Raw genomic sequence first — 25,676 nt, forward strand, 5'->3', positions numbered from 1 at the left:
ACTGCCGCCGTCCACAGCTCTGTAGAAAAGAGGCTGAGGGTCTTTTCGGGGTGTACGCAGGTCAGTTCCGCTGACCCGGCAGCCCGGCCGATCATCGCCACACATGAATTTAGCTGAAGGGCATACGCGGGGCCGCGAACCAGAGCGTTCGGGCCGCCGGTACTGGAGAAAGAAAGCATGAGCAACTGGTTGGTAGACAAGCTGATCCCTTCGATCATGCGTTCCGAGGTCAAGAAGAGCTCGGTCCCTGAAGGTCTGTGGCACAAATGCCCGTCCTGCGAGGCTGTGCTGTATCGTCCGGAGCTGGAAAAGACCCTGGACGTTTGCCCTAAATGCAACCACCACATGCGCATCGGCGCACGGGCGCGCATCGACATCTTCCTGGACGCCGAAGGCCGTGCCGAACTGGGTGCTGACCTGGAGCCGGTTGACCGTCTGAAATTCCGTGACGGCAAGAAGTACAAGGACCGTCTGGTCGCTGCCCAGAAGCAGACCGGCGAGAAGGACGCACTGGTTTCCATGAGCGGCACCCTGCTGGGCATGCCTGTCGTGGTTTCGGCGTTCGAATTCAGCTTCATGGGCGGTTCCATGGGCGCCATCGTCGGTGAGCGCTTCGTACGCGCCGCCAACTACGCGCTGGAAAACCGTTGCCCGATGGTCTGCTTCTCCGCCTCCGGTGGTGCGCGGATGCAGGAAGCCCTGATCTCGCTGATGCAGATGGCCAAGACTTCGGCCGTGCTGGCGCGCCTGCGCGAAGAAGGCATTCCGTTCATCTCTGTGCTGACCGATCCGGTCTACGGCGGCGTTTCCGCCAGTCTGGCGATGCTGGGCGACGTGATCGTCGGCGAGCCAAAAGCCCTGATCGGCTTCGCCGGCCCGCGCGTGATCGAGCAGACCGTGCGTGAAAAACTGCCGGAAGGCTTCCAGCGCAGCGAGTTCCTGCTGGAGCACGGCGCCATCGATTTGATCATCGACCGTCGCGAACTGCGCCCGCGTCTGGGTAACCTGCTGGCGCAACTGACCGGCAAGCCGACGCCTAAATTCGTTGCTGCGCCGATCGAGCCGATCGTCGTTCCGCCGGTGCCTGCCAACGTATGACCGAGCGCACCCTTGGCGAGTGGCTCGCCTACCTTGAACAGTTGCATCCATCGGCCATCGATATGGGGCTGGAGCGTTCGCAACAGGTAGCGTCCCGCATGGGACTGGGCCAGCCGGCGCCACGGGTGATTACGGTCACCGGCACCAACGGCAAGGGTTCGACCTGCGCTTTCGTGGCTTCCTTGCTGCGGGCGCAGGGCCTGAACGTCGGTGTCTACAATTCTCCGCACCTGCTGCGTTACAACGAGCGGGTGCAGCTCAATGGCGTCGAAGCCACTGATGCGCAGCTGTGCGAAGCCTTCGCGGCGGTCGAAGCGGGGCGCGGTGACACTTCCCTGACTTACTTCGAAATGGGCACCCTGGCGGCGTTCTGGCTGTTTCAACAGGCCGGGCTCGACGCGGTGGTGCTGGAAGTCGGGCTGGGCGGGCGTCTTGACACGGTCAACGTGGTCGATGCCGATATCGCGCTGGTCACCAGCATTGGTGTCGATCATGCCGACTATCTGGGCAATACCCGTGAATCCGTGGCCTTCGAGAAGGCCGGGATTTTCCGCCAGGGCAAACCTGCGCTGTGCGGCGATCTGAATCCTCCACAGTCCTTGCTGGACAAGGCGCGCGAGCTCGCTTGCCCGTTCTTCCTGCGCGGGCGGGATTTCGACCTGGGTATCACGAATCAGTTCTGGCAGTGGCGCGGCACTAATGCTGACGGTCAGGTCGTCGAGCTGCGTGATTTGCCGCTGCTTGATCTGCCGATGGAAAACGCCGCGTTGGCGTTGCAGGCTTATCTGCTGCTCGGTTTGCCGTGGGATGCCGGGCTGATTGTTGCGGCGCTGCAGGCAACTCGCGTGGTCGGTCGCCTCGATCGTCGCTCCTTCGAATGGAACGGCAAACGTCTGAACCTGTTGCTGGACGTTGGCCACAACCCGCATGCGGCGGAGTATCTGGCCCGGCGTCTGGCTGCTCGTCCACCGGTCGGCAAGCGTCTGGCGGTGTTCGGCCTGCTGGCGGACAAGGATCTGGACGGTGTCATCGGTGAATTGAATGCCAGCGTCCAGCACTGGGCGGTGGCGCCGCTGGATTCGCCACGTGCGCGTCCGGTGGATGAATTGAATCAGGCATTGCAGAACCTTGGCGCCTCGGTCACGTCTTATGACAGTGTGGCGGCTGCGCTGGAAGGGCAGTGTGCAGTGGCCACCAGCGATGACGAGATCTTGCTGTTCGGATCATTTTATTGTGTCGCCGAGGCCCTCGAATGGCTGTCTCGGCGCTCCACGGAGGAAGCGGCAAATGGCTTTGCTGGATAAAGCGTACAAGCAGCGCATGGTCGGTGCCCTGGTGCTGGTGGCGCTGGCGGTGATTTTCCTGCCGATGCTGTTTTCCCGTCAGGATGAACAGCGTCAGGTGACCGTCGAGGCGCCGGCTGCGCCGCAAGCGCCCGCCGTGGCGCAGATCCAGATGGAAACCGTGGCGGTGCCTGAGCCTCAGGTTCTGCCGCAAGAGCCAGTGCCAAGCGATGACGAAGTCGCCGAGCAGGCTGTGCCAACGGCGCCGATTGCTTCCGCCGCACCAGCTCCGGCTCCGGCGCCGGTAGCCAAACCGGTTGCGCCGGCTCCCGCTCCCGTGGCCAAGCCAACCACGGCTCCGGCGCAGCCGATCGCTGCGCTGTCTGCCAAACCGGATACCACTCAAAGCCGCGTCGATGCCAATGGCCTGTCGGTGAGCTGGTCAGTGCAACTGGCCAGCCTGTCGAGCCGTGCCAGCGCCGAAAGCCTGCAGAAAACCCTGCGCAGCCAGGGTTACAACGCTTACATTCGTTCGGCCGATGGCAAGAACCGGGTGTTCGTCGGCCCGCTGATCGAGCGCGCCGAAGCCGATCGTCTGCGCGATCTGTTGAGCCGCCAGCAGAACCTCAAGGGGTTTGTGGTGCGCTTCCAGCCTGAACGCGGCTGATATCTATCACTTCGATAGAAATGCACTGAAAATCGCAGCTTACCGACAGCCATGCGCTCTGCTAAAATGCGCCGCCTTATCCGTCTGTAGGCTGCACTGTGCCATTTACCTGGGTTGACTGGGCGATCGTTGCAATCATCGCCATCTCCGCTTTGATCAGTTTGAGCCGCGGCTTCGTCAAAGAAGCATTGTCGCTGGTGACCTGGATCATCGCAGGAGCTGTTGCCTGGATGTTCGGTGGCTCACTGTCCGAGTACCTCGCCGGATACATCGAAACACCGTCGGCTCGCGTGATCGCGGGCTGTGCCATCATGTTTGTCGCCACACTGATCGTGGGCGCAATGATCAATTATCTTATCGGCGAGTTGGTTCGCGTCACCGGGTTGTCCGGAACCGATCGATTCCTCGGCATGGCCTTCGGCGCTGCGCGTGGCGTGTTGCTGGTGGTCGTGGCGGTCGGGCTGTTGAGCCTGGGGCCGGTACAGCAGGACGGGTGGTGGAAAGAATCACAGCTCGTGCCAAAGTTTCTATTGGTCGCAGACTGGTCCAAGAACCTGATTCTCGGGTGGAGCAGTCAGTGGCTTGCCAGCGGAATCAGCGTACCCGCTGATATTCCGTTCAAGGAGCAACTCTTGCCGTCGGCCAAAACGCCTCAGTGAGTGTTGTTCAGTTCAGATCCATTAAGTAGGGGTTGCGTCGCATGTGTGGCATCGTCGGTATCGTCGGTAAGTCGAACGTCAATCAGGCGCTGTATGACGCGCTAACCGTGCTCCAGCACCGCGGCCAGGACGCTGCCGGTATCGTGACCAGCCATGATGGCCGGTTGTTCTTGCGCAAGGACAATGGCCTGGTGCGTGACGTGTTTCAACAGCGTCACATGCAGCGCCTGGTCGGCCACATGGGTATCGGCCACGTCCGTTACCCGACTGCCGGCAGCTCGACGTCGGCCGAGGCTCAGCCGTTCTACGTCAACTCGCCGTACGGCATCACCCTGGCGCACAACGGTAACCTGACCAACGTTGAACAGTTGGCCAAAGAGATCTACGAATCCGATCTGCGTCACGTCAACACCAGCTCCGACTCGGAAGTGCTGCTCAACGTGTTCGCTCACGAGCTGGCCCAGCGCGGCAAGCTGCAACCGACCGAAGAAGACGTGTTTGCCGCCGTGACCGACGTGCATAACCGTTGCGTCGGTGGTTACGCCGTTGTGGCGATGGTGACCGGTTACGGCATCGTTGGTTTCCGCGACCCGCACGGCATTCGCCCGATCGTGTTCGGCCAGCGTCACACCGACGAAGGCGTCGAGTACATGATCGCTTCCGAAAGCGTTTCGCTGGACGTGCTCGGTTTCACCCTGATCCGCGACCTGGCGCCGGGCGAAGCGGTCTACATCACTGAAGACGGCAAGCTGCACACCCGTCAGTGTGCGACCAACCCATCCCTGACCCCGTGCATCTTCGAACACGTCTATCTGGCGCGTCCGGATTCGATCATCGACGGCGTGTCGGTCTACAAGGCCCGTCTGCGCATGGGTGAGAAGCTGGCCGAGAAGATCCTGCGCGAGCGTCCAGAGCACGACATCGACGTGGTCATCCCGATTCCGGACACCAGCCGCACTGCCGCGCTGGAGCTGGCCAACCATCTGGGCGTGAAATTCCGCGAAGGTTTCGTCAAGAACCGTTACATCGGCCGTACCTTCATCATGCCTGGCCAGGCCGCGCGCAAGAAGTCGGTACGCCAGAAGCTCAACGCCATCGAGTTGGAATTCCGCGGCAAGAACGTGATGCTGGTCGACGACTCGATCGTTCGTGGCACTACCTGCAAGCAGATCATCCAGATGGCCCGCGAAGCCGGCGCGAAAAACGTCTACTTCTGCTCGGCGGCTCCGGCTGTGCGCTTCCCGAACGTGTACGGCATCGACATGCCAAGCGCTCACGAGCTGATCGCGCACAACCGTTCGACCCAGGACGTGGCTGATCTCATCGGTGCTGACTGGCTGATCTATCAGGACCTGCCTGACTTGATCGAAGCGGTCGGCGGCGGCAAGATCAAGATCGAAAACTTCGATTGCGCAGTGTTTGACGGCAAGTACGTCACCGGCGACGTCGACGAGGCTTACCTGAACAAGATCGAACAGGCACGCAACGATGCCTCGAAGGTCAAGACCCAGGCGGTCAGTGCGATCATCGATCTGTACAACAACTGAGTTTCAACCGGCCCTTAGGGGCCGGTTTTGTATCTGGCAAAAGACTTTTATTTATCGAGAACAGGGCAAGGAGTGACAGCATGAGTCAGGAATGGGATGCCGGTCGGCTGGACAGCGACCTCGAAGGCGTAGCGTTCGATACCCTGGCCGTACGTGCCGGTCAGCACCGTACGCCGGAAGGCGAGCACGGTGATCCGATGTTCTTCACTTCCAGCTACGTGTTCCGTACCGCCGCCGATGCGGCTGCGCGGTTTGCCGGGGAAGTGCCGGGCAACGTCTACTCGCGTTACACCAACCCGACCGTTCGCGCCTTCGAAGAGCGCATCGCCGCGCTGGAAAGCGCCGAGCAGGCGGTGGCTACGGCGACGGGCATGGCCGCGATCATGGCAGTGGTGATGAGCCTGTGCAGTGCCGGCGATCATGTGCTGGTGTCGCGCAGCGTGTTCGGCTCGACCATCAGCCTGTTCGAGAAGTACTTCAAGCGTTTCGGTGTGGAAGTCGATTACGTGCCGCTGGCCGATCTGTCGGCCTGGGACGCAGCGATCAAGTCCAATACCAAATTGCTGTTCGTCGAGTCGCCGTCCAATCCGTTGGCTGAGCTGGTGGATATCACCGCGCTGTCGGAAATCGCGCACGCCAAGGGCGCGATGCTGGTAGTCGACAACTGCTTCTGCACGCCTGCCTTGCAGCAGCCGCTGAAGCTGGGCGCAGACATCGTTGTGCATTCGGCCACCAAGTTCATCGATGGCCAGGGCCGTTGCATGGGCGGTGTGGTTGCCGGTCGCAGCGAACAGATGAAAGAAATCGTCGGTTTCCTGCGTACCGCCGGGCCGACCCTGAGCCCGTTCAACGCCTGGATCTTCCTCAAGGGTCTGGAAACCCTGAACCTGCGGATGAAGGCGCACTGCGCCAACGCCCAGCAACTGGCCGAGTGGCTGGAGCAGCAGGACGGCATCGAGAAGGTGCATTACGCCGGTCTCAAGAGCCATCCGCAGCACGAGCTGGCTCAGCGTCAGCAGAAAGGCTTCGGCGCGGTGGTGAGCTTTGAGGTGAAGGGCGGAAAAGAGGGCGCCTGGCGCTTCATCGATGCGACCCGTTTGATCTCGATCACCGCCAATCTGGGTGACAGCAAAACCACCATCACCCACCCGAGCACTACGTCCCACGGCCGTCTGGCGCCGCAGGAGCGCGAGGCTGCCGGCATTCGTGACAGCCTGATCCGCATCGCGGTCGGTCTGGAAGACGTGGCTGACCTGCAAGCCGATCTGTCGCGCGGTCTGGCGGCGTTGTGATCGAGTTGTCTACGCCGAAGATCGGCACCCATGGCCGCGTTGCATTGGTCACGGGTGCCGCGCGGGGGATCGGTCTGGGCATCGCAGCGTGGCTGATCAGCGAAGGCTGGCAGGTGGTATTGACCGACCTTGATCGTGTCCGTGGTTCGAAAGTGGCGAAGGTGCTGGGCGAGAACGCCTGGTTCATCGCCATGGACGTCGCGGACGAAAGTCAGGTGGCGTTGGGTGTCGCTGAGGTGTTGGGGCAGTTTGGTCGTCTGGATGCGCTGGTGTGCAACGCTGCCGTGGCCGATCCGCACAACATCACGCTGGAAAGTCTCGATCTGGCTTACTGGAATCGGGTGTTGGCGGTGAACCTCGGTGGGCCGATGTTGCTGGCCAAGCACTGCGCGCCGTATCTGCGTGCGCACAACGGGGCGATCGTCAATCTGGCCTCGACCCGTGCGGCGCAGTCGGAACCTGATACGGAAGCCTATGCGGCGAGCAAGGGCGGTTTGCTGGCGTTGACTCACGCATTGGCGATCAGCCTCGGGCCGGAGATTCGCGTCAATGCGGTCAGTCCGGGCTGGATCGATGCGCGGGATCCATCCGCCCGGCGCGCGGAACCGCTGACCGATACCGATCATGCCCAGCATCCTGCGGGCAGGGTAGGGACGGTCGAGGATGTGGCAGCGATGGTGGCGTGGTTGCTGTCGAAGAACGCAGGGTTTGTGACGGGGCAGGAATTCGTGGTCGATGGCGGTATGACCAAGAAGATGATTTATACGGAATGAAGCAATTTCGTCTTTTTTAGAAAAACTTCAATCCTGCTATTGACTTAGGTTCGCTACCTGCGTAAATTTCGCGGCCTCGGAGATGCAAACGGGTGATTAGCTCAGCTGGGAGAGCGTCTGCCTTACAAGCAGAATGTCGGCGGTTCGATCCCGTCATCACCCACCACTCCCGAGAGACTTGCGTAAGCAAGAGCGTAGGCTGAAAGTGCCTGCACCGACGCGCAGCGGTAGTTCAGTCGGTTAGAATACCGGCCTGTCACGCCGGGGGTCGCGGGTTCGAGTCCCGTCCGCTGCGCCATATTCAACGAGTCAGACACTGTCTGGTTCGCGATTGAAAAGCACCGAAGCTTTCAGTCAAACGAGTTACTTGAGCGTCAGCTCAAAGCGATACGCAGCGGTAGTTCAGTCGGTTAGAATACCGGCCTGTCACGCCGGGGGTCGCGGGTTCGAGTCCCGTCCGCTGCGCCATATCTGTTTCAAGGACCACTGAACGCCTTGAAACACCGAACGCAACCTCTGGTTGATTCGGAATCGATAGCAAAGACCCTGGTCGAAAGACCGGGGTTTTTTGTGTCTGAAATTTGACCTCTCCCAAATTCCTCCCTTGTAGCCGGCGACGAACCCTAGCCGTGGCTCGTTCGATGCTGCCGGGCAATCTACCTGCGTCTCCGAGTCGCTGCGATGCAATGCCGCATTGATTTTTTGATTCTTTAGTCAAATTTTTGTAACTGGTTGTTTGCTGCGAGCTCAGAAACCTATAAAGTTAACCTTTCGGTCAGCTTTGCACTGTCATCACGCCCTTTGCTTCGTCAAAAAGGGCTTCTGCAAGACTCGAGATTCCCAGTAGATAACCAGAAGGGCGGATCCATAACCGCCCAGAGGATGATCCATGTCCAACCGTGAAATATCCCGGCGCTCGTTCCTTCAGGGCGGGCTGGTGGCGGGTGTGAGCGTTACGCTCACGCCGCTCAGCAGTCAGGCGCTCGGTGCCTTGATGGAAAACAGCGTAACCGTGCCGTCCGAGCAGTGGCTCGGCAACAACGGCAAGGCGCGCCAGCGTAACGATGCCTTGTCCAAGGTCTGCGGCAGCAAAGTGTTTGCCCGCGACATCCGTTCCAAGGACATGCCGGGCTGGCCCCAGCAGCAAGGCCACGCCATGTTGCTGAAAACCATCAAGGCTGACCGTATCTACGAAGGCTACGACCTGTCGTGGCTCGGCGCCGATCTGCAGCCTGATCGTATCGTTACCGCCGCCGACCTGGACAAGGACGGCATCGTGTTCCCGGAAGAGCACGCGCCGGATCCGCTGCTGCCGGAAGGCAAGGTGCCGATGTTCATCGGCCACCCGGTTGCGATCCTGATCTGGAACGACTTCGAGCGTTTCCGCCAGGCCAAGAACAAACTCAAATTCAATGACAAAGCGATTCGTTACGGTGCGCAAGTACCGTTCTACGAAGGCGATCCCTATGGCAGTTTCCGCTACGTGCGCGTCGGTGGCCCGACGTCGGCGGATGACGACGAGTTCGCCAGCCTCAAGGACTCGATCCTGTTCCCGATGCTGAAGAACCGTCGTCCGGTGTGGAATTCCCAACCGAACCTGCACGGCAACCTGACCGAACGCGGCCTGTTCTATGCCGATCGCATGAAGAAAGAGATCGACACCCCGCCGGACAACTGGCTGGTGTTTGACGAACGTTACAAGACCCCGTCGATCGAACCGGCCGCGATGGAACCGGACAACGGCAACGGCTGGTACGACCCGGCGACCAAGACCCTGCATTTCGTCGTCGCCACTCAGTGCCCGCTGGAAACCGCCACCGAGACCGCGAAGATGATCGGGCCGTCGCGTTTTGGCCTGGCGAACCTCAACATGCACCCGGGTTACACCGTCGGCTACGGCTCCAAGGACCACAATATTTTCGTCTACTACGCAGCTTTGGCGGCGTTGTATGGCGCAGGCGTGCCGATTCGCCTGGCCAACGACCGCTACGAGCAGTTCCAGAGCGGCATCAAGCGTCACCCGTTCGACATCCGCTACCAGTTGGCAGTGGACAAGACCGATCATAGCTTCAAGATTTTCCGTGCCGAGATGAGCGTCGACGGTGGCGGCCGGATCAACTACAGCCCGTCGGTAGCGGCCGTTGGCGCTACGGCGGCGCAGTCGATCTACTACATGCCGCAGAACGACCTGCAGGTCACCGCTTACCATTCCCGAGCGGTTGAAGCGGGTTCGATGCGCGGCTACGGCACGCTGCAGAGCATGGCCTCCACTGAGATGATGGTCGACGAAATCGCCGATCGCCTTGGTGTCGATGCCATCGATCTGCGCCGCAAGAACGCGCTGCGCTCGGGGATGAAAAACACCCAGGGCGCGATCCCGGCCGGTGCATTGCGCCTGCACGAGATTCTCGACAAGGCTTCGCTGCACGAAGTCTGGAAAAACCGCGACGCGATCAAGAAGCAGCGCGAAGCGGCGGATCCGGACAACTGGTATGGCGTGGGTTTCGCCATTTGCCAGAAAGACTTCGGCACCGGTTCCGAAGCGCCGATGGCCAGCATCGAGTTCACCGCTGAGGGGCGCATTTCCCTGCGTCACATCGGTATCGAGATCGGCACCGGCATGTCCACCTCGCAAGCGTTGGTGGTGGCGGATTTCCTTGGTAGCGCGGCTCACGACGTGAAGACCGGTGAAACCGAGTGGAATGAAATGCAGCTGGTCACCGCCGGCAACCCTTACATCATGAGCCAGGCCGAACAGGACAACTTCCTGCGCAACCCGCGCTGGGTCGGCAAGCTGGCATCGGCCTCGTCCGCGACCAACTCCGCCTACTACTTCAGCCACGCCACCCGTGAAGCGGCGCGCGTGCTGTTTAACCACGGTCTGTGGCCGGCGGCGCTGGAGATCTGGCGTCAGGGTCCGTACGGCGGCCAGGCCAACCCTTACGTGGTGCGTCGCGAAGATGCGCATTGGGTCGACGGCAAACTGACCGCCAACGGCATGCAGCCACTGACCTTCGAAGAGCTGGCCAAGCGTGCTCACGAGCGCGGTCTGGTCACTGGCGCCACGGTTCACGGTTTCAACCGCTGGAGCTGGGCCGAGGCCGAATACAGCATCGATGGCGTGCGCGAGCGTCTGCCGCTCGACGGTCTGGCGGTGAAGTACGGCGACGGCGCCCCTAAGGCGAAGAAAGCGCAGATGACCAGCGCCGGTTTCCACCTGCTGGATCGGCAGAACATCGCCTATCCGGTCGTCCAGTTGAACAACGCCGCCGTGACCTACTACAGCCCGGTCGCAACGCTGGTCGAGTTGAAGGTCAACAAAGGTTCGGCAGGAGTCGAAGTGCTCAACCATCACTCGTGGCTGGAATGCGGACGGGTGCTGGTCGAAGAACTGGTTCGCGGCCAGCTCGAAGGCGGGATCGCCATGGGCATCGGTCACGCCTTGATGGAAGAGATGCCGTTGTACGAAGGCGGGCCGGGGGAGGGGGACTGGAACTTCAACCGTTATCGCCTGCCGATGGCGCGCCATGTGGCGGTGTGGAAGCAGACGTCGGAAATCCTGCCGCCGCTGTCCCCAAGCGACCCGTCCAAAGGCATCGCCGAAGTGGTGATGATTCCGGTGGTCGGTGCCATCGGTAACGCCGTGGCCCACGCCATCGGTAAACGTGTTCGCGATCTGCCAATCACTGCTGTGCGCATCAAGGAGGCCCTCAATGGCTAACCGTCCGCTTCAACTGACCCTCAACGGTCAATCCGTCGGTCCGGTGGACATCCCTGATGACCTGCCGATGATCGACTACCTGCACGAATACAAGAACCTCACCGGTTCGCGCCTGGGCTGCGGCCAGGGCATCTGCCACGCCTGCGTGGTGATCGTCGACAACCCGGATGGCACCAGCGAAGAGGTGCGCACCTGCATCACCGGCGCGCATTACTTCGAGGGCAAGAAAGTCCGCACCATCGAAGGCCACGCCAAGCGTGACGAGCAAGGCCAGGTCACCGAGCTGAACCCGATCCAGCAGCGGTTCGTCGACGAATTCGCCTTCCAGTGCAGCTACTGCGCGCCGGGTTTCGTCAACGCCGCGACCGTGCTGGTGGAAAAGCTGCAACGCCAGCCAATCGTCAAAAGCAAACTGGAGCAAGTCATCGAGGACAGCCTCGGCCATCACGTCTGCCGTTGCACCGGGTACGTGCGTTACTACAACGCCACCCGCAACGTGCTGACCGATCTCGGCCTGGTCAAGGAGGGTTAAGCATGAAGCAATTACTGACCCGCCTGACCCTGGCGGTCGGGCTGGCTGCGCCTGTGTTGGCGGCGCACGCGGATGATCAGGTCAAGCGCGGCGAATACCTCGCCCGCGCGGCTGACTGCATGGCGTGCCACACTGCGCCCGGCGGCGCGCCGTTTGCTGGCGGCCTGCCGATCGTATCGCCGTTCGGCACGATCTACGGCACCAACATCACTCCAAGCAAGGAGCACGGCATCGGTCTCTACACCGATGAAGAGTTCTTCGCCGCGCTCACCGAAGGCAAGCGGCGTGACGGCGCCAACCTGTACCCGGCGATGCCGTACACCTCGTATCACTTGATGCCGCGTGCGGATTCGGATGCGATTCACGCGTATCTGAAAACCGTCGAGCCGATCGAGCGCGCCGCGCCGGTGACCAGTCTGAGCTTCCCGTTCAACGTGCGTCCGGGCCTGATCGGCTGGAACATGATGTACGGCAAAGTCTTGAAGCTGGAGCCTGCCGAAGGCAAAAGCGACGCCTGGAAACGCGGCCAGTACATGGTCGAAGTGCTCGGCCATTGCGGCGAATGCCATACACCACGTGGCCTGCCGGGCGCGATGCAGTTGGACAAGCGCCTGACCGGCGGCATCCTCAATGGTTATCTGGCACCGAGCCTGCTCGCCACTGATCTGGCGGCGCGCGGCTGGAATCATCAAGACCTGAGCACGTTCCTCAAGCACGGCATGAGCGCCCAAGGCACGATGTTCAACGAGATGTTCCCGGTGTTCCACAACAGCACCCAGGGCCTGAATGATCCGGATCTGGCGGCGATGGCGACTTTCCTGCTGGGCGACAGGCCTCCGGCGGCGAAAGAGCTGACCGAAGTGCCGGTGGAAAAACTCAGTGTCAGCGCCCAGCGCGGCCGTCAGGAATACTTGAACGTCTGCGCCGGCTGTCACGCGGCCGGTGGCGAGGGCAAACCGCACATCGCGGTGGCCATGCGCGGCAACACCACGTTGCGTCTGGAAGACCCGCGCAACCTGTTGCGCGTGATCGAGGATGGCATCGGCGAACAGAAATTCGCCGGGTTCGAACACATGCAGCCGATGCCGGGTTTTGCCGACAAGCTCAGTGCCGAACAACTGACCGATCTGCTGAACTACCTGCGTCAGGGTTGGGGTGGTCAGTCGGCCGAGCTGGCGGTTGGTGATGTGCAGAAGCTGCAGGCTGATGCGCCTTCCGTTGAGCACAAGGCGCACTGATCATGCAGCATCTCGATCTGCAAGTGGTTCGACGGGCGTTGGAGTGGTCGACGGCGGGGCAACGCATCTGGCTCTGCACCGTGCTGACCACCTACGGCTCGGCACCTCGCGCGCCAGGTTCGCTGCTGGCGGTGAACGACGGCGGGCAGTGGATCGGGTCGCTGTCCGGTGGTTGCGTCGAGGAAGACTTTCTCGAGCGCGTCGCCGAAGGTGCGTTTCTCGATGCGATCAACGTCGTGCGTTATGGCGAAGGTGACGATCCGCGTTCGCGGGTCAGCCTGCCATGCGGCGGCATTCTCGATGTGCTGGTAGAGAAATTTGACGCCGGCTGCGAGGTGCGGGCGCACCTGCGTGAGCTCGAATCGGCGTTGCTCGGGCAGCGCCGGTTGATTCGCGAGGTCGATCTGACTACTGGTGCGCGTAGCCTGTTTACCGATCACGAGCAGGGCGCGCGAATCGAGCGTGAAATCGACCGGGTACGGATCCGCATCGGGGCTGCTCAGCGCTTGCTGCTGGCGGGGTATTCCAGCGTGGCGCAGGCCTGTGCGGAATTCGCGGTCGGTCTCGGCTTCGAAGTGATCCTCTGCGACCCGCGTGAAGAAGTGCTGAAAGACGTGGTGCTCAATGGCGTGGAGATTCGCCGGCAATTGCCGTCGGTGTTCATCGCCGATGGCGGTTGTCACCGTGATACGGCGGTGGTGGCGTTGACCCACGATCCGCGCATCGACGATCTGGCGATGATGGAAGCTGTGCGCACCGAGGCGTTTTACATCGGCGTGATGGGTTCGTTGCAGACTTCACAAAAGCGCTTCGAGCGTTTGCGCCGGATTGGCGGGCTGGGGGAGAGCGAGCTGGCGCGAATTCATGCGCCGATCGGCCTCAACCTGGGCAGCAAGACGCCGGCGGAAATTGCTCTGGCGGTGCTCGCGGATATCCTGCGGATTCGCAGCGGGATTGCGCGGGATCAGTTGTGATTGGAGCTGGATGTAAAAGGGGCCGCTTTTCAGCGGCCCCTTTTTTGCGCATCAGAAACCGAGCTTGTCGCGCAGTCCGTAGTACCACGCGCCCAATGCGGCAAACGGTGTGCGCAGCAGTTGCCCGCCGGGGAAAGGGTAGTGCGGCAGATCAGCAAAGGCATCGAAACGCTCGGCTTGTCCGCGCAGTGCCTCGGCCAATACCTTGCCGGCCAGGTGCGTGTAGGTCACGCCGTGGCCACTACAGCCCTGGGAGTAATAGATGTTGTCGCCCAGGCGTCCGACCTGAGGCAGGCGCGACAGGGTCAGCAGGAAATTGCCGGTCCAGGCGTAGTCGATCTTCACGTCCTTGAGCTGCGGGAAGGCCTTGAGCATTTTCGGGCGGATGATCGCCTCGATGTTTGCCGGATCCCGCGCGCCATACACCACACCGCCGCCGAAGATCAGACGCTTGTCGCCGGTGAGGCGGTAGTAGTCGAGCAGGTAATTGCAGTCTTCGACGCAGTAGTCCTGCGGCAGCAGGGATTTCGCCAGATCATCGCCCAGTGGCTCGGTGGTGATGACCTGAGTGCCGCATGGCATCGATTTGGCCGCCAGCTCCGGCACCAGATTGCCGAGGTAGGCGTTGCCGGCGACGATGATGAATTTGGCTCTGACCTTGCCTTGCGGTGTATGTACGACCGGTTTGGCACCGCGTTCGATGCGCACGGCCGGCGACTGTTCGTAAATGGTGCCGCCCAGGGATTCAACGGCAGCGGCTTCACCAAGGGCCAGGTTGAGCGGGTGGATGTGGCCGCCGCTCATGTCGAGCATGCCGCCGACGTACTGATCGCAAGCCACCACTTCGCGAATGCGGCGTTGATCGAGCAGTTCCAGTTGCGTGTGGCCGAAGCGTTCCCACAAGCGTTTCTGCGATTCCAGGTGACCCATCTGCTTGGCGGTGAGGGCGGCGAATACGCCGCCGTCCTTGAGGTCGCACTGGATGTTGTACTTGCTGACGCGCTCACGAATGATCCGGCCGCCTTCGAAGGCCATCTGCCCGAGCAGTTGCGCCTGTTTCGGGCCGACGCTGCGTTCGATCACATCAATGTCACGGCTGTAGCTATTGACGATTTGCCCGCCATTGCGCCCCGAGGCGCCGAAGCCGACCTTGGCGGCTTCCAGCACGGTCACGCGAAAACCGTTCTCCAGCAGGAACAGCGCCGAGGAAAGTCCCGTATAACCAGCGCCGATCACACAGACATCCGTCTCCACGTCATCCTGCAGGGCAGGACGTGGTGGTGCGGCGTTGGCCGATGCCGCGTAGTAAGACTCTGGGTAAGGGGTGTTCGCCATCCTGCAGCCTCTGTTTAATATATTTTACGAGTGCAGCGATCCTACCCCAGTTGAAAAACCTCCGCCAGCCACCGGGAAATCTTCTTGCGGCGGGTCGAAATTAAATATTTTGCATATTCATAGGGTTAGGTGAAAAAAAGGTGTTGACACCCCTCCGGAATTCCGTAGAATGCCGCCTCACAGCAGGCACGTAGCTCAGTTGGTTAGAGCACCACCTTGACATGGTGGGGGTCGTTGGTTCGAGTCCAATCGCGCCTACCAAACAAAATCCGCTCTGCTGGGCGGTCTAGAAGGGCTCACCGAAAGGTGGGCCCTTTTTTGTTGTCTGCGATTTGCAAAACTTTTGCAAAACTCCTCTCAAACGCCAATTCGCGATGCTCATGAAGTGATGGCGTTATGCCTCTAAATATTGCCGTGTGTGTGCCGATACGCCTGTATCTCTGCACTAACGGAATGACACCACATGGAAATCGGCAATACACAAAGCACCTATCACAAGCCCAAGAACCTGGCTGGGCTGGGGCGCCGGTGGGGAGGGCAAATCATTGATTCCTTCATCACCTTCTTTTTGTTCTTCGCCGTAGCAAAGACCGCAGAGCTTGTAGGATTGCCTCGGGACCTGGTGGGGTTGCTGGCAGTGGTCGTGGGTGGAGGGTATTACCTGTTTTCCGATGCCATGCCGAACGGTCAGAGCGTGGGTAAAAAAATCCTGGGGATGTCGGTGATTGATGAGCGCAGCTATCTGAACTGCAATCTCTATCAATCCTTTATCCGCAATATCACGACGCCTTTCCTTAATTTTTTTGACTGGATTTTCATTTTCTTTGGTTCGCGCAAGCGCCTGGGCGACATGCTCGCGTCTACGATTGTGATCAGAAACAAGTGAAAGAATGGCAGGCTGGGCTTTACCTGTTTTCTGATCCGTTCGTCGCCGATTGTTGTAGGCGACCTTAAAAATAATGTGGATATTTAATGGGTTACGGTTTTATTGAACCAACCGGTTATCAAAAATACGTTGTTACATACTGGAAAAATCAGTATTATCCGCCCCGCGTTCACCACCACGGTTTATGCATTTTTAAATCCCAAGCTTCCATCAGCTGCTTGGGATTTTTTTTGCCTGCGATTTGCCTTTCCCGCACCTCTGCCCATTCTCTCGTCTCGCCCGCTTCTGTTTTACGGGAAGGGTGACAGGCAAGCCCACACTTTTTCGACTACTACTGTTTGGCTGATTTCAACTCTGCCGGACAGGAGTTCATCAATGCTGGTTCACTGGTTTCTTGCAGCGATTCATCTATTGGCATTTGCCATGGGCTTCTGGGCGGTGTTGACGCGTGGGACGGCCTTCAGTCGCCTGGCGTCCGGCTCGGGTGAGGTCGGGCGCGTATTGCTTGCCGACAATGTCTGGGGGCTCTCGGCGCTGGTGCTGCTCATCTCCGGCGGCATGCGCGCCTTTGCCGGTTATGAGAAGGGAACCGACTACTACCTGCATCAGCCGCTGTTCCATCTGAAGATGACGTTGTTTGTGCTGATTCTGCTTCTGGAACTGGTGCCGATGATCACTCTGATCAAGTGGCGCGTGGCTAAGGCGCGCGGCGCTATCCCTGACACGGGGCGTGCCAAGGTGTTCGCGCGGATCAGTCATGCTGAAGCGCTTCTATTGATATTGATGGTCGTGGCGGCCACGGGAATGGCGCGTGGCGTTACATTCGGCTAGGCCGGCGCGATTCCCATTCGCTATTCGGAAATATCCGACAGCCAACCCTTTGAATGACAGTTAGTATCGGTCGCGAGAAGGGTGAGGCGGGAAGGGGCGTGGCACGCGCCGTCACCAGGGAGGTGGGGGAATGGCAATACGGCGCTTGAATCTTTAGCCAGTCATTGCGCGCAGGCAAACGAACTGGCTACTGACTGCGGTAGGGCTCAGGGCGTTTGTGGCTTGTCCGGAGCGGTCAGGCCAGCCTGGATGCGCTGGTAGATTTCTTCCCGGTGCACTGCAACGTTCTTCGGAGCATTGATGCCGATTCGAACTTGCTGGCCGCTGACGCCGAGAATGGTGATCGTGATGTCATCACCAATGTTTATGCTTTCACCGACTTTGCGGGTGAGTATCAGCATGGTCTTCTCCTTGATTGCTTTGTAGGGCACCTGATTCAGACAGTGCAGAGGTCGGTGGTACGTATAGATTAGTGCGAAGTCTTAAAGTCTGGGTGCCTCTTTCTGACGCGCAGCAGCGGCATTAATTCCCAGCGCGTAACTATACAGGGGCTGTCAGCATCAATCTCGTCCTTTTGTGCCCATTTTGCGGGGCTCCGAAAGTATTCTCGAATGTTAAGATCGCCGCTTTGAAAAATCAGAGGGAAGCGTTGTGCGCAAATTGGTCTGGGTAGTCGCGGCACTGGCATTGGCAGGATGTGGCGAAGGCAAGAGTGTGGATGCGCAAAAAGCGAAACCGGCGGTGGTAGCGGCGCCTGTTGCGGTGGGGCCGCAGTGGGATCTGGAAGTGCGCGGTGAAACTCCCCAAGCCGTAAGCGACCTCAGCGGCTGGCTGATCGAGCATGCCTTTGTGGCCAGCGTCATCAAGGACGCCAGCGGCAAGACCCGGATCCTGCTTGGCCCTTTTAATTCGAAGGCTGACGCCGAGGCACGGCAGGCGGATGTGAACGCCGCGCTGATCAAGGCGAAGAAGCAGAACATCGAAACACTGGTGATCGAGCGCACGGTCGCTCAATAAGCGATCCATTCGGCGGAGCTGACTAAAGGGTGTCCCCCGTGATTCGTTTTTAAAGCAATCACTGAAGATACCCAGAAGGAGCTCCGCATGGCCTCCGCCAATCCTTACAAGTTGTTCGACGTTGTTTTGCGTCACAAGCATCAACTGAGCCCGCATTTGATGCGGATCACCCTCGCAAGCTCGGCGGTCACCGAGATGGCTGCGTGGGCGCCGGATCAGCGAGTGAAGCTGTTTTTCCCTGCAGCAGATGGCTCACCCGCCAGGCTTTCTCAGGGGGAGGGGTGGTACGCCCGTTTCCGCTCGATGCTGGTTGATCGTCGCCCGGCGATGCGCACCTACACCATCCGCCACTTGCGTGCCGAAGCAGGCGAAGTGGATATCGATTTCGTACTGCACGGCGAGACCGGTCCTGCCTCCCGTTGGGCCTTGCGAGCACAGCCTGGCGAGTCGATGCAGATTCTCGCCCCCGACAGCCGATTCACGGCACAAGAGGCGGGGGGATTTGAATGGAAACCTCCGCAAACGCTCAAGCAACTTCTGCTGGTCGCCGATTCCACAGCGTTGCCGGCCGCCATGGGGATTCTGGAAGAACTGGCGACACTGGCTGAACCGCCGCAGACCCAGGCGTTTTTTGAGGTCGACAGTCGTGAAGACATGTTGGCGGTTCCTGACTGGCCCGGGCTTTCGGTGCAATGGCTGATCCGCGATCAGGCAGCTGCCGGTACGTTGATGGTGGAAGCCGTGCGGCAGGCGACGTTGCCTGTTGATGCATCGCCGGTTGGGCAGGCGGTCGAGCTGGCGGATGTCGACATCGAAGAAGAGATTCTTTGGGAGGTCGCCGAAACGGCCAGCGAGGGATTCTATGGCTGGATCGCCGGAGAATCAGCAGCGGTCATGAGTCTGCGCAAATACCTGATCAAGGAGCGTGGCATCCCTCGCGAATCACTCAATCTGATGGGCTACTGGCGTTACAACAAGTCCGGCGGTTGAGCACAAAAAAGGCCTTGAGTTTGTCGCTCAAGGCCTTTTCTTTTGATCAGGATATCAACCGCAGGCTTTCAGGTTCACCGGGCCGACAAATTCATTGCCGCGTCCCATCACGCACGCCACGCTCTGATTACGCTGGCGCTCCCAGTCTTGCACCGGGTAAGTCTTGTCCCAGGCTTCGTACAGTTGCCGATCCTGCTTCGACAAGCGCAAGCCGTATTGTTTGCTCATGTAAAAGTAGGTGCGGGCGATCATGCCGCGAATCGAAGGGCGGGGCATGACCTTCTTCGCCTTGAAGTCGACCTGAGTCAGGCATGAGCCGTACTGACCCTTTTCGACCGGCAACCAACCGTAACTGAAATTGCTGCGGTCGCCATTCACCTCGCCGATGCTCGGCACCAGGTTGTGCAGGTCGGCTTCGGCTTTCTGATAGCTCGGGTCATAGCGGGTGCAATTCTTGCGACCGCCTTCCTGCCAGCATTGACGTTGATGGCCGAACTGCCACGCGGGAACGATGTGCTCCCATTCGATGCTGGATGCACGTTTGGCGTTCTTGCGTGGGACATAGCCGCAGGCGGCCAGATCGACCTTGTTGCCAGTGTATTTGCACCCGCAATAAAACTCGGTGGATTGTGGGGCGTACAGTTTCCAGGCGACCTTCTTGGCCTCGGTGAACGTACGCGGCGCACCGGCTTGCGCGCCAATGGATATGAACAGCAGCAGCACAGCAGCAAAACGCAGAATCATTGAATCAATCTTCCTTCGGCACAACCCAGAAAATCTGTACGCCACCATCGTCGCGGTAGGCGAGGGTGACGTTGTCGTTCTCGTCGATCTCTTCCAGCAAGCGCTCCCATTCATCCGCCGGCTCGTCTGGAAGGCGGAAGATCAGCGCGGCTTTGGCTTTTTGTGCGGTGGGGGAGTTGATGATTTTTTGAACGCGCATGCCCATGCGTTCGTAAGCGTCAGGAGCATCAGGGGAAGTGGCCACGAGGTTATCCTTATTAAGCTGTACGTGCATACAGTATTTAACTGTAGGCATTTTCGCAACTGCTTAAAATTCAAGAAAATCCTCTGACAGCGGTTTTCCGGTTTTGGTGTCGCGCAGGTGTAATTTTTCTTTGGCGGAGGCGGGAGCTTCACCCTCCGTCAGGTTGACGAAGGGTGAAAGCAGTGCCCGATCAGGAATGGATCGGGCGAAGGCAGATCAGTATTCCCAGAACATCCGTTGCAGCTCTTTGCTGTCGTTGGTCTTGGTCAAGGCAACCATGGCCAGGATGCGGGCTTTCTGTGGGTTCAGGTCGTGAGCAACCACCCAGTCGTATTTGTCGTCAGGTTGCTCGGCGTTGCGCAGAACGAAACCACCGGCATTGACGTGAGACGAGCGAATGATCTGCACACCGTCCTTGCGCAGTGCTTGCAAGGTCGGAACCACGCGGGAGGAAACCGAGCCGTTGCCGGTACCGGCATGGATGATCGCCTTGGCGCCGGACTGGGCGAGGGCCTTGTAGGCTGTGTCGCTGACATTGCCGTAGGAATAGGCGATTTCTACGTCAGGAAGGCTCTTGATGTTTTTGATATCGAATTCCGAATCCATGGTGTGGCGCTTGGCTGGCAGGCGGAACCAGTAGGATTTGCCTTCAACTACCATGCCGAGCGGACCCCAGGCGCTTTTGAACGCTTCGGTCTTGATGTTGATCATCTTGCTGACATCGCGACCCGACTGGATTTCATCGTTCAGGGTCACCAGTACGCCTTTGCCGCGAGCTTCTTTGCTGCTGGCGACGGCCACGGCGTTGTACAGGTTCAGCATGCCGTCCGCCGACATGGCGGTGCCCGGGCGCATGGAGCCGACGACGATGATCGGCTTGTCGGTTTTTTCCACCAGGTTCAGGAAGTAAGCGGTCTCTTCCAGGGTGTCGGTGCCGTGGGTGATGACGATGCCATCGACGTCTTTGCTGTCGGCCAGTTCGGAAACGCGACGACCCAGTTGCAGGAGGTTTTCGTTGGTGATGCTTTCCGAGGCGATTTGCATGACCTGTTCGCCACGCACATTGGCCAGCTTGCTCAGTTCGGGAATGCCGGCGATCAATTGTTCGACGCCTACCTTCGCGGCTTGATAGGTCGCGCTGTTGGCCGCGCTGGCGCCCGCGCCGGCAATGGTGCCGCCGGTGGCCAGTACCACTACATTGGCCAGCTTGGCCTGAGTTTCGGCTTCTTTTGCCTGGAGGGCGGTTGGCAGGAGCAGGAGGAGGGCCAAAGCGCCCGGAACGAAATTCTTCAAAGCAGATGTCATTATTTTTCTCTCTAGTAGTGAGACGGTGCTGATGCAGGTTCATCTAGATGCGCCCCGGGCCGATCTGAATGCCAGGGGTGCAGGGAGGGAGCAGGATCTGTACCAGTCGTACTGTGCTTGAGAGAAATGTTTAACCTCATGATTTAAATCAAGATTTATTCGATGATTGGTTTTGATCCTCCCTCGCTCATCCGGGTTTCCGAACGCGGGCTGTTTTCTCGTTCGGCTCACCGAAAAGGACTACGAGCTTCGTCCGCAGGGTGAGCTGGCCGGTTTTCGGATCTGTGCTAAAGAAAACGGCGCACTGGCCGATGCGCCTTTATAGGGATCCAATTTTTCAGGAGTTCAAATGTCATTGACTATCGGTTTGCCAAACCCCGGCGCGGTTACCATCGGCGGAAAAACAGCCGCTACGATCAATGCCCTGAGCGAGGCCAACGAGCAAGCGGCGGCCGAAGCGCTGGGCAAAGACGCTGGCGATACGAAGCAAGTCAGAACCGGTGGCGGCCCAGTGCAGGAGGAGGCGCCGGCCGAAAGCGGTGGCAATCAAAGCATCACGATCAAGATACTGCTCAAGCGCATGAAGGAGTTGCAGCAGCAATTGCAGGAGCAGCAACAGCAATTGGCCGCGGCGCAGGCGGCCAGCTATCCGACCGAAGAAGCCAAGACGACAGTCGTCATGTCGATCCAGGGGCAGATTGCAGACACCAACGCTGCACTCATGGAAGTGGCCGGCAATCTGGTTCGTGAGATGGCCAAGGGGTCCGGCAGCGGCGGTGTGATCAACACGACCGCCTAGGAAAAGGGGGTGGTGACGGTAATTCGCCCTACAAAAAATGCAGATTTTCAGTCGTTGACAAATGTCGGCAGGATTCGCATAGTTCGGTCTACGCAAACGTTTGCGCGGTCTTCGCGGTGAATTGATTTCGTCGTGGGGTGCAGCGAGCTTACGCCAGCGCAAGCGTTGCTCACAATAATCATAAGATCGGAGTGAACCCATGAAGCTGCCATTCGCTGGACGTCTTCTTGCTGTCGCCATGCTGGCTGCCGCATCCGCCGCACTGCCTGTCTCTTCGGCTTTCGCCGAGTCCCCTGAAAAACCCAAAGTCGCTCTGGTCATGAAATCTCTGGCCAACGAATTCTTCCTGACCATGGAAGACGGCGCCAAGGCCTACCAGAAAGAACATTCCGCCGATTTCGACCTGATCTCCAACGGCATCAAGGACGAAACCGATACGGCGGGGCAGACGCGCATCGTCGAACAGATGATTCTGGCGAAGGTCAACGCGCTGGTTATCGCACCGTCTGATTCCAAGGCGATGGTGCCGGTGATCAAGAAGGCCGTCGATGCCGGTATCACCGTGATCAACATCGATAACCAGCTCGATCCGGCTGTGATCAAAAGCAAGAACATCAGCGTTCCGTTCGTAGGCCCGGACAACCGCAAAGGTGCGCGTCTGGTGGGTGAGTACCTGGCCAAGCAACTGAAGGCCGGTGATGAAGTGGGCATCATTGAAGGCGTCTCCACGACGACCAACGCCCAGCAGCGTACCGCTGGCTTCAAGGATGCGATGGAGGCTGCGCAGATCAAGGTTGTTTCCCTGCAGTCCGGCGACTGGGAAATCGACAAGGGCAACAAGGTGGCCGCTTCGATTCTCAGCGAGTACCCGGACGTCAAGGCGCTGCTGGCCGGCAACGACAGCATGGCCGTGGGCGCCGTTTCCGCCGTGCGCGCTGCCGGCAAGGCCGGTCAGGTGCAGGTTGTCGGTTACGACAATATCAATGCCATCAAGCCCATGCTGAAGGACGGTCGCGTTCTGGCGACGGCCGACCAGTACGCCGCGAAGCAAGCGGTGTTCGGCATCGAGACCGCGCTGAAAATCATCAAGGGCGAGAAAGTCGACAGTGGTGCAAATGGCGTGATCGAAACGCCTGTCGAGCTGGTCACCAAGTAAGTCCTTTGGCGACACAATGGCGCTCGTCCGTCCGGGCGAGCGCATGGAGATTTTTATGTCAGTTTCCGCTCCGATCGCTGTCCTCTCGGTCAGCGGTATCGGCAAGACCTATGCGCAACCGGTACTGACCGGCATCGATCTGACGTTGATGCGCGGTGAAGTGCTGGCACTGACCGGTGAGAACGGTGCAGGTAAAAGCACCCTTTCGAAGATCATCGGTGGCCTGGTCACCCCTACCACCGGCCAGATGCAGTTCCAGGGCAAGGATTATCGCCCTGGCAGTCGCACGCAGGCTGAAGAACTGGGTGTGCGCATGGTCATGCAAGAGCTCAATCTGCTGCCGACGCTTTCGGTGGCGGAGAACCTGTTCCTCGACAACCTGCCGAGCAACGGTGGCTGGATCAGTCGCAAGCAGTTGCGCAAAGCCGCTATCGAAGCCATGGCTCAAGTCGGCCTCGATGCTATCGATCCGGACACACTGGTCGGCGAGCTGGGCATCGGTCATCAGCAAATGGTCGAGATCGCCCGTAACCTGATTGGCGATTGCCATGTGCTGATTCTCGACGAGCCGACCGCGATGCTGACTGCCCGTGAAGTCGAGATGTTGTTCGAGCAAATCACCCGGTTGCAGGCGCGTGGCGTCTCGATCATCTATATCTCCCACCGCCTCGAAGAGCTGGCCCGGGTCGCACAGCGCATTGCCGTGCTGCGTGACGGCAACCTGGTGTGCGTCGAGCCGATGGCCAATTACAACAGCGAGCAACTGGTCACCCTGATGGTTGGTCGCGAGCTGGGCGAGCATATCGATCTGGGGGCTCGCCATATCGGCGCGCCTGCCCTGACGGTCAAAGGCCTGACCCGCTCCGACAAGGTGCGCGACGTGTCCTTTGAGGTTCGCGCCGGTGAGATTTTTGGTATCTCGGGTCTGATCGGGGCAGGGCGCACCGAACTTTTGCGGCTGATCTTCGGTGCCGATGTCGCGGACAGCGGCACGGTGGCACTCGGTTCGCCGGCAAAAACGGTGAGCATTCGCTCGCCAGTCGACGCAGTGCGCAACGGTATCGCCTTGATCACCGAGGATCGCAAGGGCGAAGGCCTGCTGTTGAGCCAATCGATCAGCGCCAACATTGCTTTGGGCAACATGCCGGAGATTTCCAGCGGCGGGTTCGTCAACAACGGCGATGAAACGAAGCTCGCGCAGCGGCAGATCGACGCTATGCGCATCCGCAGTTCCAGCCCGACGCAACTGGTGTCCGAGCTGTCCGGCGGTAACCAGCAAAAGGTGGTGATCGGTCGCTGGCTCGAGCGCGACTGTTCGGTGCTGCTGTTCGACGAGCCGACTCGCGGTATCGATGTCGGCGCCAAGTTCGATATCTATGCCTTGCTCGGCGAACTGACCCGTCAGGGCAAAGCGCTGGTCGTGGTGTCCAGCGATTTGCGCGAACTGATGCTGATCTGCGACCGCATCGGCGTGTTGTCGGCGGGACGTCTGATCGACACCTTCGAGCGCGACAGCTGGACCCAGGATGACTTGCTTGCCGCCGCATTCGCCGGCTACCAGAAACGTGATGCGTTGCTCAACGAAGCAGCGCCTAGGGATCTCCCATGAAAACTGCATCTTCCGCCGGCAAATCCAGTGGCAATTTCTACGGCCTCGGCACTTACCTGGGCCTGGCCGGCGCGTTGTTGGCAATGATTGCGCTGTTCTCGGTCATGAGCAGCCATTTCCTTTCGTACAACACCTTCAGCACCCTGGCCAACCAGATTCCCGACCTGATGGTTCTGGCGGTGGGCATGACGTTCGTGCTGATCATCGGCGGGATCGACCTGTCGGTAGGCTCGGTACTGGCACTCGCGGCCTCCACTGTCAGCGTGGCGATTCTTGGCTGGGGCTGGAGCGTGTTGCCGGCTGCCTTGTTGGGTATGGCTGTCGCGGCGTTGGCCGGCACGGTTACCGGCTCGATCACCGTGGCGTGGCGAATTCCGTCATTTATCGTGTCGCTCGGTGTGCTCGAGATGGCCCGCGGCCTGGCCTATCAGATGACCGGTTCGCGCACGGCCTACATCGGTGACTCCTTTGCGTGGCTGTCGAACCCGATCGCCTTTGGCATTTCACCCTCGTTCATCATTGCCTTGCTGGTCATTTTCGTTGCCCAGGCCGTTCTGACCCGTACCGTGTTCGGTCGCTATCTGATCGGCATTGGCACCAACGAGGAAGCGGTGCGTCTGGCGGGGATCAATCCAAAACCCTACAAGATCCTGGTGTTCAGTCTGATGGGCCTGCTCGCCGGTATTGCGGCGCTGTTCCAGATTTCCCGGCTGGAAGCGGCCGACCCGAACGCCGGTTCTGGCCTTGAGCTGCAAGTCATCGCTGCGGTGGTGATCGGCGGTACCAGCCTGATGGGTGGGCGTGGTTCGGTGATCAGTACCTTTTTCGGCGTGTTGATCATCTCCGTGCTGGCGGCCGGCCTGGCGCAGATTGGCGCGACCGAACCGACCAAGCGCATCATCACCGGTGCGGTGATCGTGATCGCCGTGGTGCTTGACACCTATCGCAGTCAACGCGCAAGTCGACGGGGCTGATA

General features: G+C 59.7%; 24 protein-coding genes and 4 tRNA genes. 23 read left to right on the top strand and 5 right to left on the bottom strand.

Annotated elements, in window-relative coordinates; genetic code table 11:
• The first annotated feature begins 177 nt into the window (after nucleotides 1–177).
• The 14 genes from accD to CAF76_RS10440 all read left to right on the top strand — a co-directional run bounded on the left by accD (nucleotide 178) and on the right by CAF76_RS10440 (nucleotide 13,784).
• Complete coding sequence (gene accD / locus CAF76_RS10375; RefSeq protein ID WP_064378840.1) at nucleotides 178–1,098, top strand: acetyl-CoA carboxylase, carboxyltransferase subunit beta; 921 nt, start codon at nucleotides 178–180, stop codon at nucleotides 1,096–1,098.
• Nucleotides 1,095–2,402 (top strand): bifunctional tetrahydrofolate synthase/dihydrofolate synthase, encoded by a 1,308-nt coding sequence (gene folC / locus CAF76_RS10380; protein ID WP_085648990.1) that lies wholly within the window; start codon nucleotides 1,095–1,097, stop codon nucleotides 2,400–2,402. The genes accD and folC overlap by 4 nt, the downstream gene beginning before the upstream one ends.
• Complete coding sequence (locus CAF76_RS10385; RefSeq protein ID WP_085612809.1) at nucleotides 2,386–3,048, top strand: SPOR domain-containing protein; 663 nt, start codon at nucleotides 2,386–2,388, stop codon at nucleotides 3,046–3,048. The genes folC and CAF76_RS10385 overlap by 17 nt, the downstream gene beginning before the upstream one ends.
• 98 nt (nucleotides 3,049–3,146) lie before the next feature.
• Entirely contained in the window at nucleotides 3,147–3,707 is a 561-nt protein-coding gene (locus CAF76_RS10390) for a CvpA family protein (RefSeq protein WP_039771589.1), read from the top strand.
• A 41-nt stretch (nucleotides 3,708–3,748) separates the two neighbouring features.
• Nucleotides 3,749–5,254: an amidophosphoribosyltransferase gene (gene purF, locus CAF76_RS10395; RefSeq protein WP_007956466.1), complete on the top strand. Its 1,506-nt coding sequence runs from the start codon at nucleotides 3,749–3,751 to the stop codon at nucleotides 5,252–5,254.
• Nucleotides 5,255–5,334: 80 nt separating this feature from the next.
• On the top strand, nucleotides 5,335–6,546 hold the full coding sequence (locus tag CAF76_RS10400; RefSeq protein ID WP_064594841.1) for an O-succinylhomoserine sulfhydrylase: 1,212 nt from the start codon (nucleotides 5,335–5,337) through the stop codon (nucleotides 6,544–6,546).
• Nucleotides 6,543–7,319 (top strand): SDR family oxidoreductase, encoded by a 777-nt coding sequence (locus CAF76_RS10405; protein WP_041475192.1) that lies wholly within the window; start codon nucleotides 6,543–6,545, stop codon nucleotides 7,317–7,319. The genes CAF76_RS10400 and CAF76_RS10405 overlap by 4 nt, the downstream gene beginning before the upstream one ends.
• Nucleotides 7,320–7,409: 90 nt before the next feature.
• A tRNA-Val gene (locus tag CAF76_RS10410) sits at nucleotides 7,410–7,485 on the top strand.
• A gap of 55 nt (nucleotides 7,486–7,540) precedes the next feature.
• Nucleotides 7,541–7,617 (top strand) — tRNA-Asp (locus CAF76_RS10415).
• A 93-nt stretch (nucleotides 7,618–7,710) separates the two neighbouring features.
• A tRNA-Asp gene (locus CAF76_RS10420) sits at nucleotides 7,711–7,787 on the top strand.
• 421 nt (nucleotides 7,788–8,208) lie between these two features.
• Nucleotides 8,209–11,040: a xanthine dehydrogenase family protein molybdopterin-binding subunit gene (locus CAF76_RS10425; RefSeq protein ID WP_085648989.1), complete on the top strand. Its 2,832-nt coding sequence runs from the start codon at nucleotides 8,209–8,211 to the stop codon at nucleotides 11,038–11,040.
• Nucleotides 11,033–11,572, top strand: coding sequence for a (2Fe-2S)-binding protein (locus CAF76_RS10430; RefSeq protein WP_007956473.1), 540 nt, complete (start codon nucleotides 11,033–11,035; stop codon nucleotides 11,570–11,572). The genes CAF76_RS10425 and CAF76_RS10430 overlap by 8 nt, the downstream gene beginning before the upstream one ends.
• Before the next feature lie 2 nt (nucleotides 11,573–11,574).
• The gene (locus CAF76_RS10435) at nucleotides 11,575–12,810 is read left to right on the top strand and encodes a cytochrome c (protein WP_085648988.1); all 1,236 of its coding nucleotides are present in this window, start codon (nucleotides 11,575–11,577) and stop codon (nucleotides 12,808–12,810) included.
• 2 nt (nucleotides 12,811–12,812) lie between these two features.
• Nucleotides 12,813–13,784, top strand: a complete 972-nt coding sequence (locus CAF76_RS10440) for an XdhC family protein (RefSeq protein ID WP_085648987.1) — start codon at nucleotides 12,813–12,815, stop codon at nucleotides 13,782–13,784.
• A 51-nt stretch (nucleotides 13,785–13,835) separates the two neighbouring features.
• Here CAF76_RS10440 and CAF76_RS10445 read toward each other — a convergent pair whose 3' ends face one another.
• A complete protein-coding gene (locus CAF76_RS10445; RefSeq protein WP_085648986.1) occupies nucleotides 13,836–15,119 on the bottom strand; it encodes an FAD-binding oxidoreductase in 1,284 nt (427 codons plus the stop codon).
• Nucleotides 15,120–15,303: 184 nt separating this feature from the next.
• Between CAF76_RS10445 and CAF76_RS10450 the strand changes: the two genes are divergently transcribed.
• From CAF76_RS10450 to CAF76_RS10460, 3 genes are all read left to right on the top strand, one after another.
• Nucleotides 15,304–15,380 (top strand) — tRNA-Val (locus CAF76_RS10450).
• 202 nt (nucleotides 15,381–15,582) lie between these two features.
• Complete coding sequence (locus CAF76_RS10455; protein WP_085648985.1) at nucleotides 15,583–16,005, top strand: RDD family protein; 423 nt, start codon at nucleotides 15,583–15,585, stop codon at nucleotides 16,003–16,005.
• Nucleotides 16,006–16,380: 375 nt separating this feature from the next.
• Nucleotides 16,381–16,836 (top strand): DUF2214 family protein, encoded by a 456-nt coding sequence (locus CAF76_RS10460; protein WP_085612802.1) that lies wholly within the window; start codon nucleotides 16,381–16,383, stop codon nucleotides 16,834–16,836.
• Between the two features lie 206 nt (nucleotides 16,837–17,042).
• On the opposite strand, the gene csrA is transcribed toward CAF76_RS10460, so the two are convergent.
• Complete coding sequence (gene csrA, locus CAF76_RS10465; protein WP_003179932.1) at nucleotides 17,043–17,237, bottom strand: carbon storage regulator CsrA; 195 nt, start codon at nucleotides 17,235–17,237, stop codon at nucleotides 17,043–17,045.
• 250 nt (nucleotides 17,238–17,487) lie between these two features.
• Between csrA and CAF76_RS10470 the strand changes: the two genes are divergently transcribed.
• Nucleotides 17,488–17,853, top strand: coding sequence for an SPOR domain-containing protein (locus CAF76_RS10470; protein WP_085612801.1), 366 nt, complete (start codon nucleotides 17,488–17,490; stop codon nucleotides 17,851–17,853).
• Nucleotides 17,854–17,940: 87 nt separating this feature from the next.
• On the top strand, nucleotides 17,941–18,843 hold the full coding sequence (locus CAF76_RS10475) for a siderophore-interacting protein (RefSeq protein ID WP_085648984.1): 903 nt from the start codon (nucleotides 17,941–17,943) through the stop codon (nucleotides 18,841–18,843).
• A 54-nt stretch (nucleotides 18,844–18,897) separates the two neighbouring features.
• Here the strand turns inward: CAF76_RS10475 and CAF76_RS10480 are convergent, their stop codons facing one another.
• From CAF76_RS10480 to CAF76_RS10490, 3 genes are all read right to left on the bottom strand, one after another.
• Nucleotides 18,898–19,587: an endonuclease gene (locus CAF76_RS10480; protein ID WP_085648983.1), complete on the bottom strand. Its 690-nt coding sequence runs from the start codon at nucleotides 19,585–19,587 to the stop codon at nucleotides 18,898–18,900.
• 4 nt (nucleotides 19,588–19,591) lie between these two features.
• Complete coding sequence (locus CAF76_RS10485) at nucleotides 19,592–19,861, bottom strand: DUF1654 domain-containing protein (protein ID WP_371855269.1); 270 nt, start codon at nucleotides 19,859–19,861, stop codon at nucleotides 19,592–19,594.
• Between the two features lie 186 nt (nucleotides 19,862–20,047).
• Nucleotides 20,048–21,136 carry an asparaginase gene (locus CAF76_RS10490; protein WP_064594866.1) on the bottom strand — a complete coding sequence of 363 codons (1,089 nt, stop codon included), beginning with the start codon at nucleotides 21,134–21,136 and terminating at the stop codon, nucleotides 20,048–20,050.
• A 349-nt stretch (nucleotides 21,137–21,485) separates the two neighbouring features.
• Here CAF76_RS10490 and CAF76_RS10495 point away from each other — a divergent pair, with 349 nt between their 5' ends.
• The 4 genes from CAF76_RS10495 (at nucleotide 21,486) to CAF76_RS10510 (ending at nucleotide 25,674) form a co-directional block, all read left to right on the top strand.
• A complete protein-coding gene (locus CAF76_RS10495) occupies nucleotides 21,486–21,935 on the top strand; it encodes a hypothetical protein (protein WP_064594868.1) in 450 nt (149 codons plus the stop codon).
• A gap of 199 nt (nucleotides 21,936–22,134) precedes the next feature.
• Nucleotides 22,135–23,091, top strand: coding sequence for a sugar ABC transporter substrate-binding protein (locus tag CAF76_RS10500; RefSeq protein ID WP_007956008.1), 957 nt, complete (start codon nucleotides 22,135–22,137; stop codon nucleotides 23,089–23,091).
• 55 nt (nucleotides 23,092–23,146) lie between these two features.
• Nucleotides 23,147–24,700 carry a sugar ABC transporter ATP-binding protein gene (locus CAF76_RS10505; RefSeq protein WP_085648982.1) on the top strand — a complete coding sequence of 518 codons (1,554 nt, stop codon included), beginning with the start codon at nucleotides 23,147–23,149 and terminating at the stop codon, nucleotides 24,698–24,700.
• The gene (locus CAF76_RS10510; protein WP_064594871.1) at nucleotides 24,697–25,674 is read left to right on the top strand and encodes an ABC transporter permease; all 978 of its coding nucleotides are present in this window, start codon (nucleotides 24,697–24,699) and stop codon (nucleotides 25,672–25,674) included. Before CAF76_RS10505 ends, CAF76_RS10510 begins: the two co-directional genes overlap by 4 nt.
• The last annotated feature ends 2 nt before the right edge of the window (nucleotides 25,675–25,676 follow it).

The sequence above is a fragment of the Pseudomonas sp. B40(2017) genome (assembly GCF_002112855.1).
Classification (GTDB): domain Bacteria; phylum Pseudomonadota; class Gammaproteobacteria; order Pseudomonadales; family Pseudomonadaceae; genus Aquipseudomonas; species Aquipseudomonas pharyngis.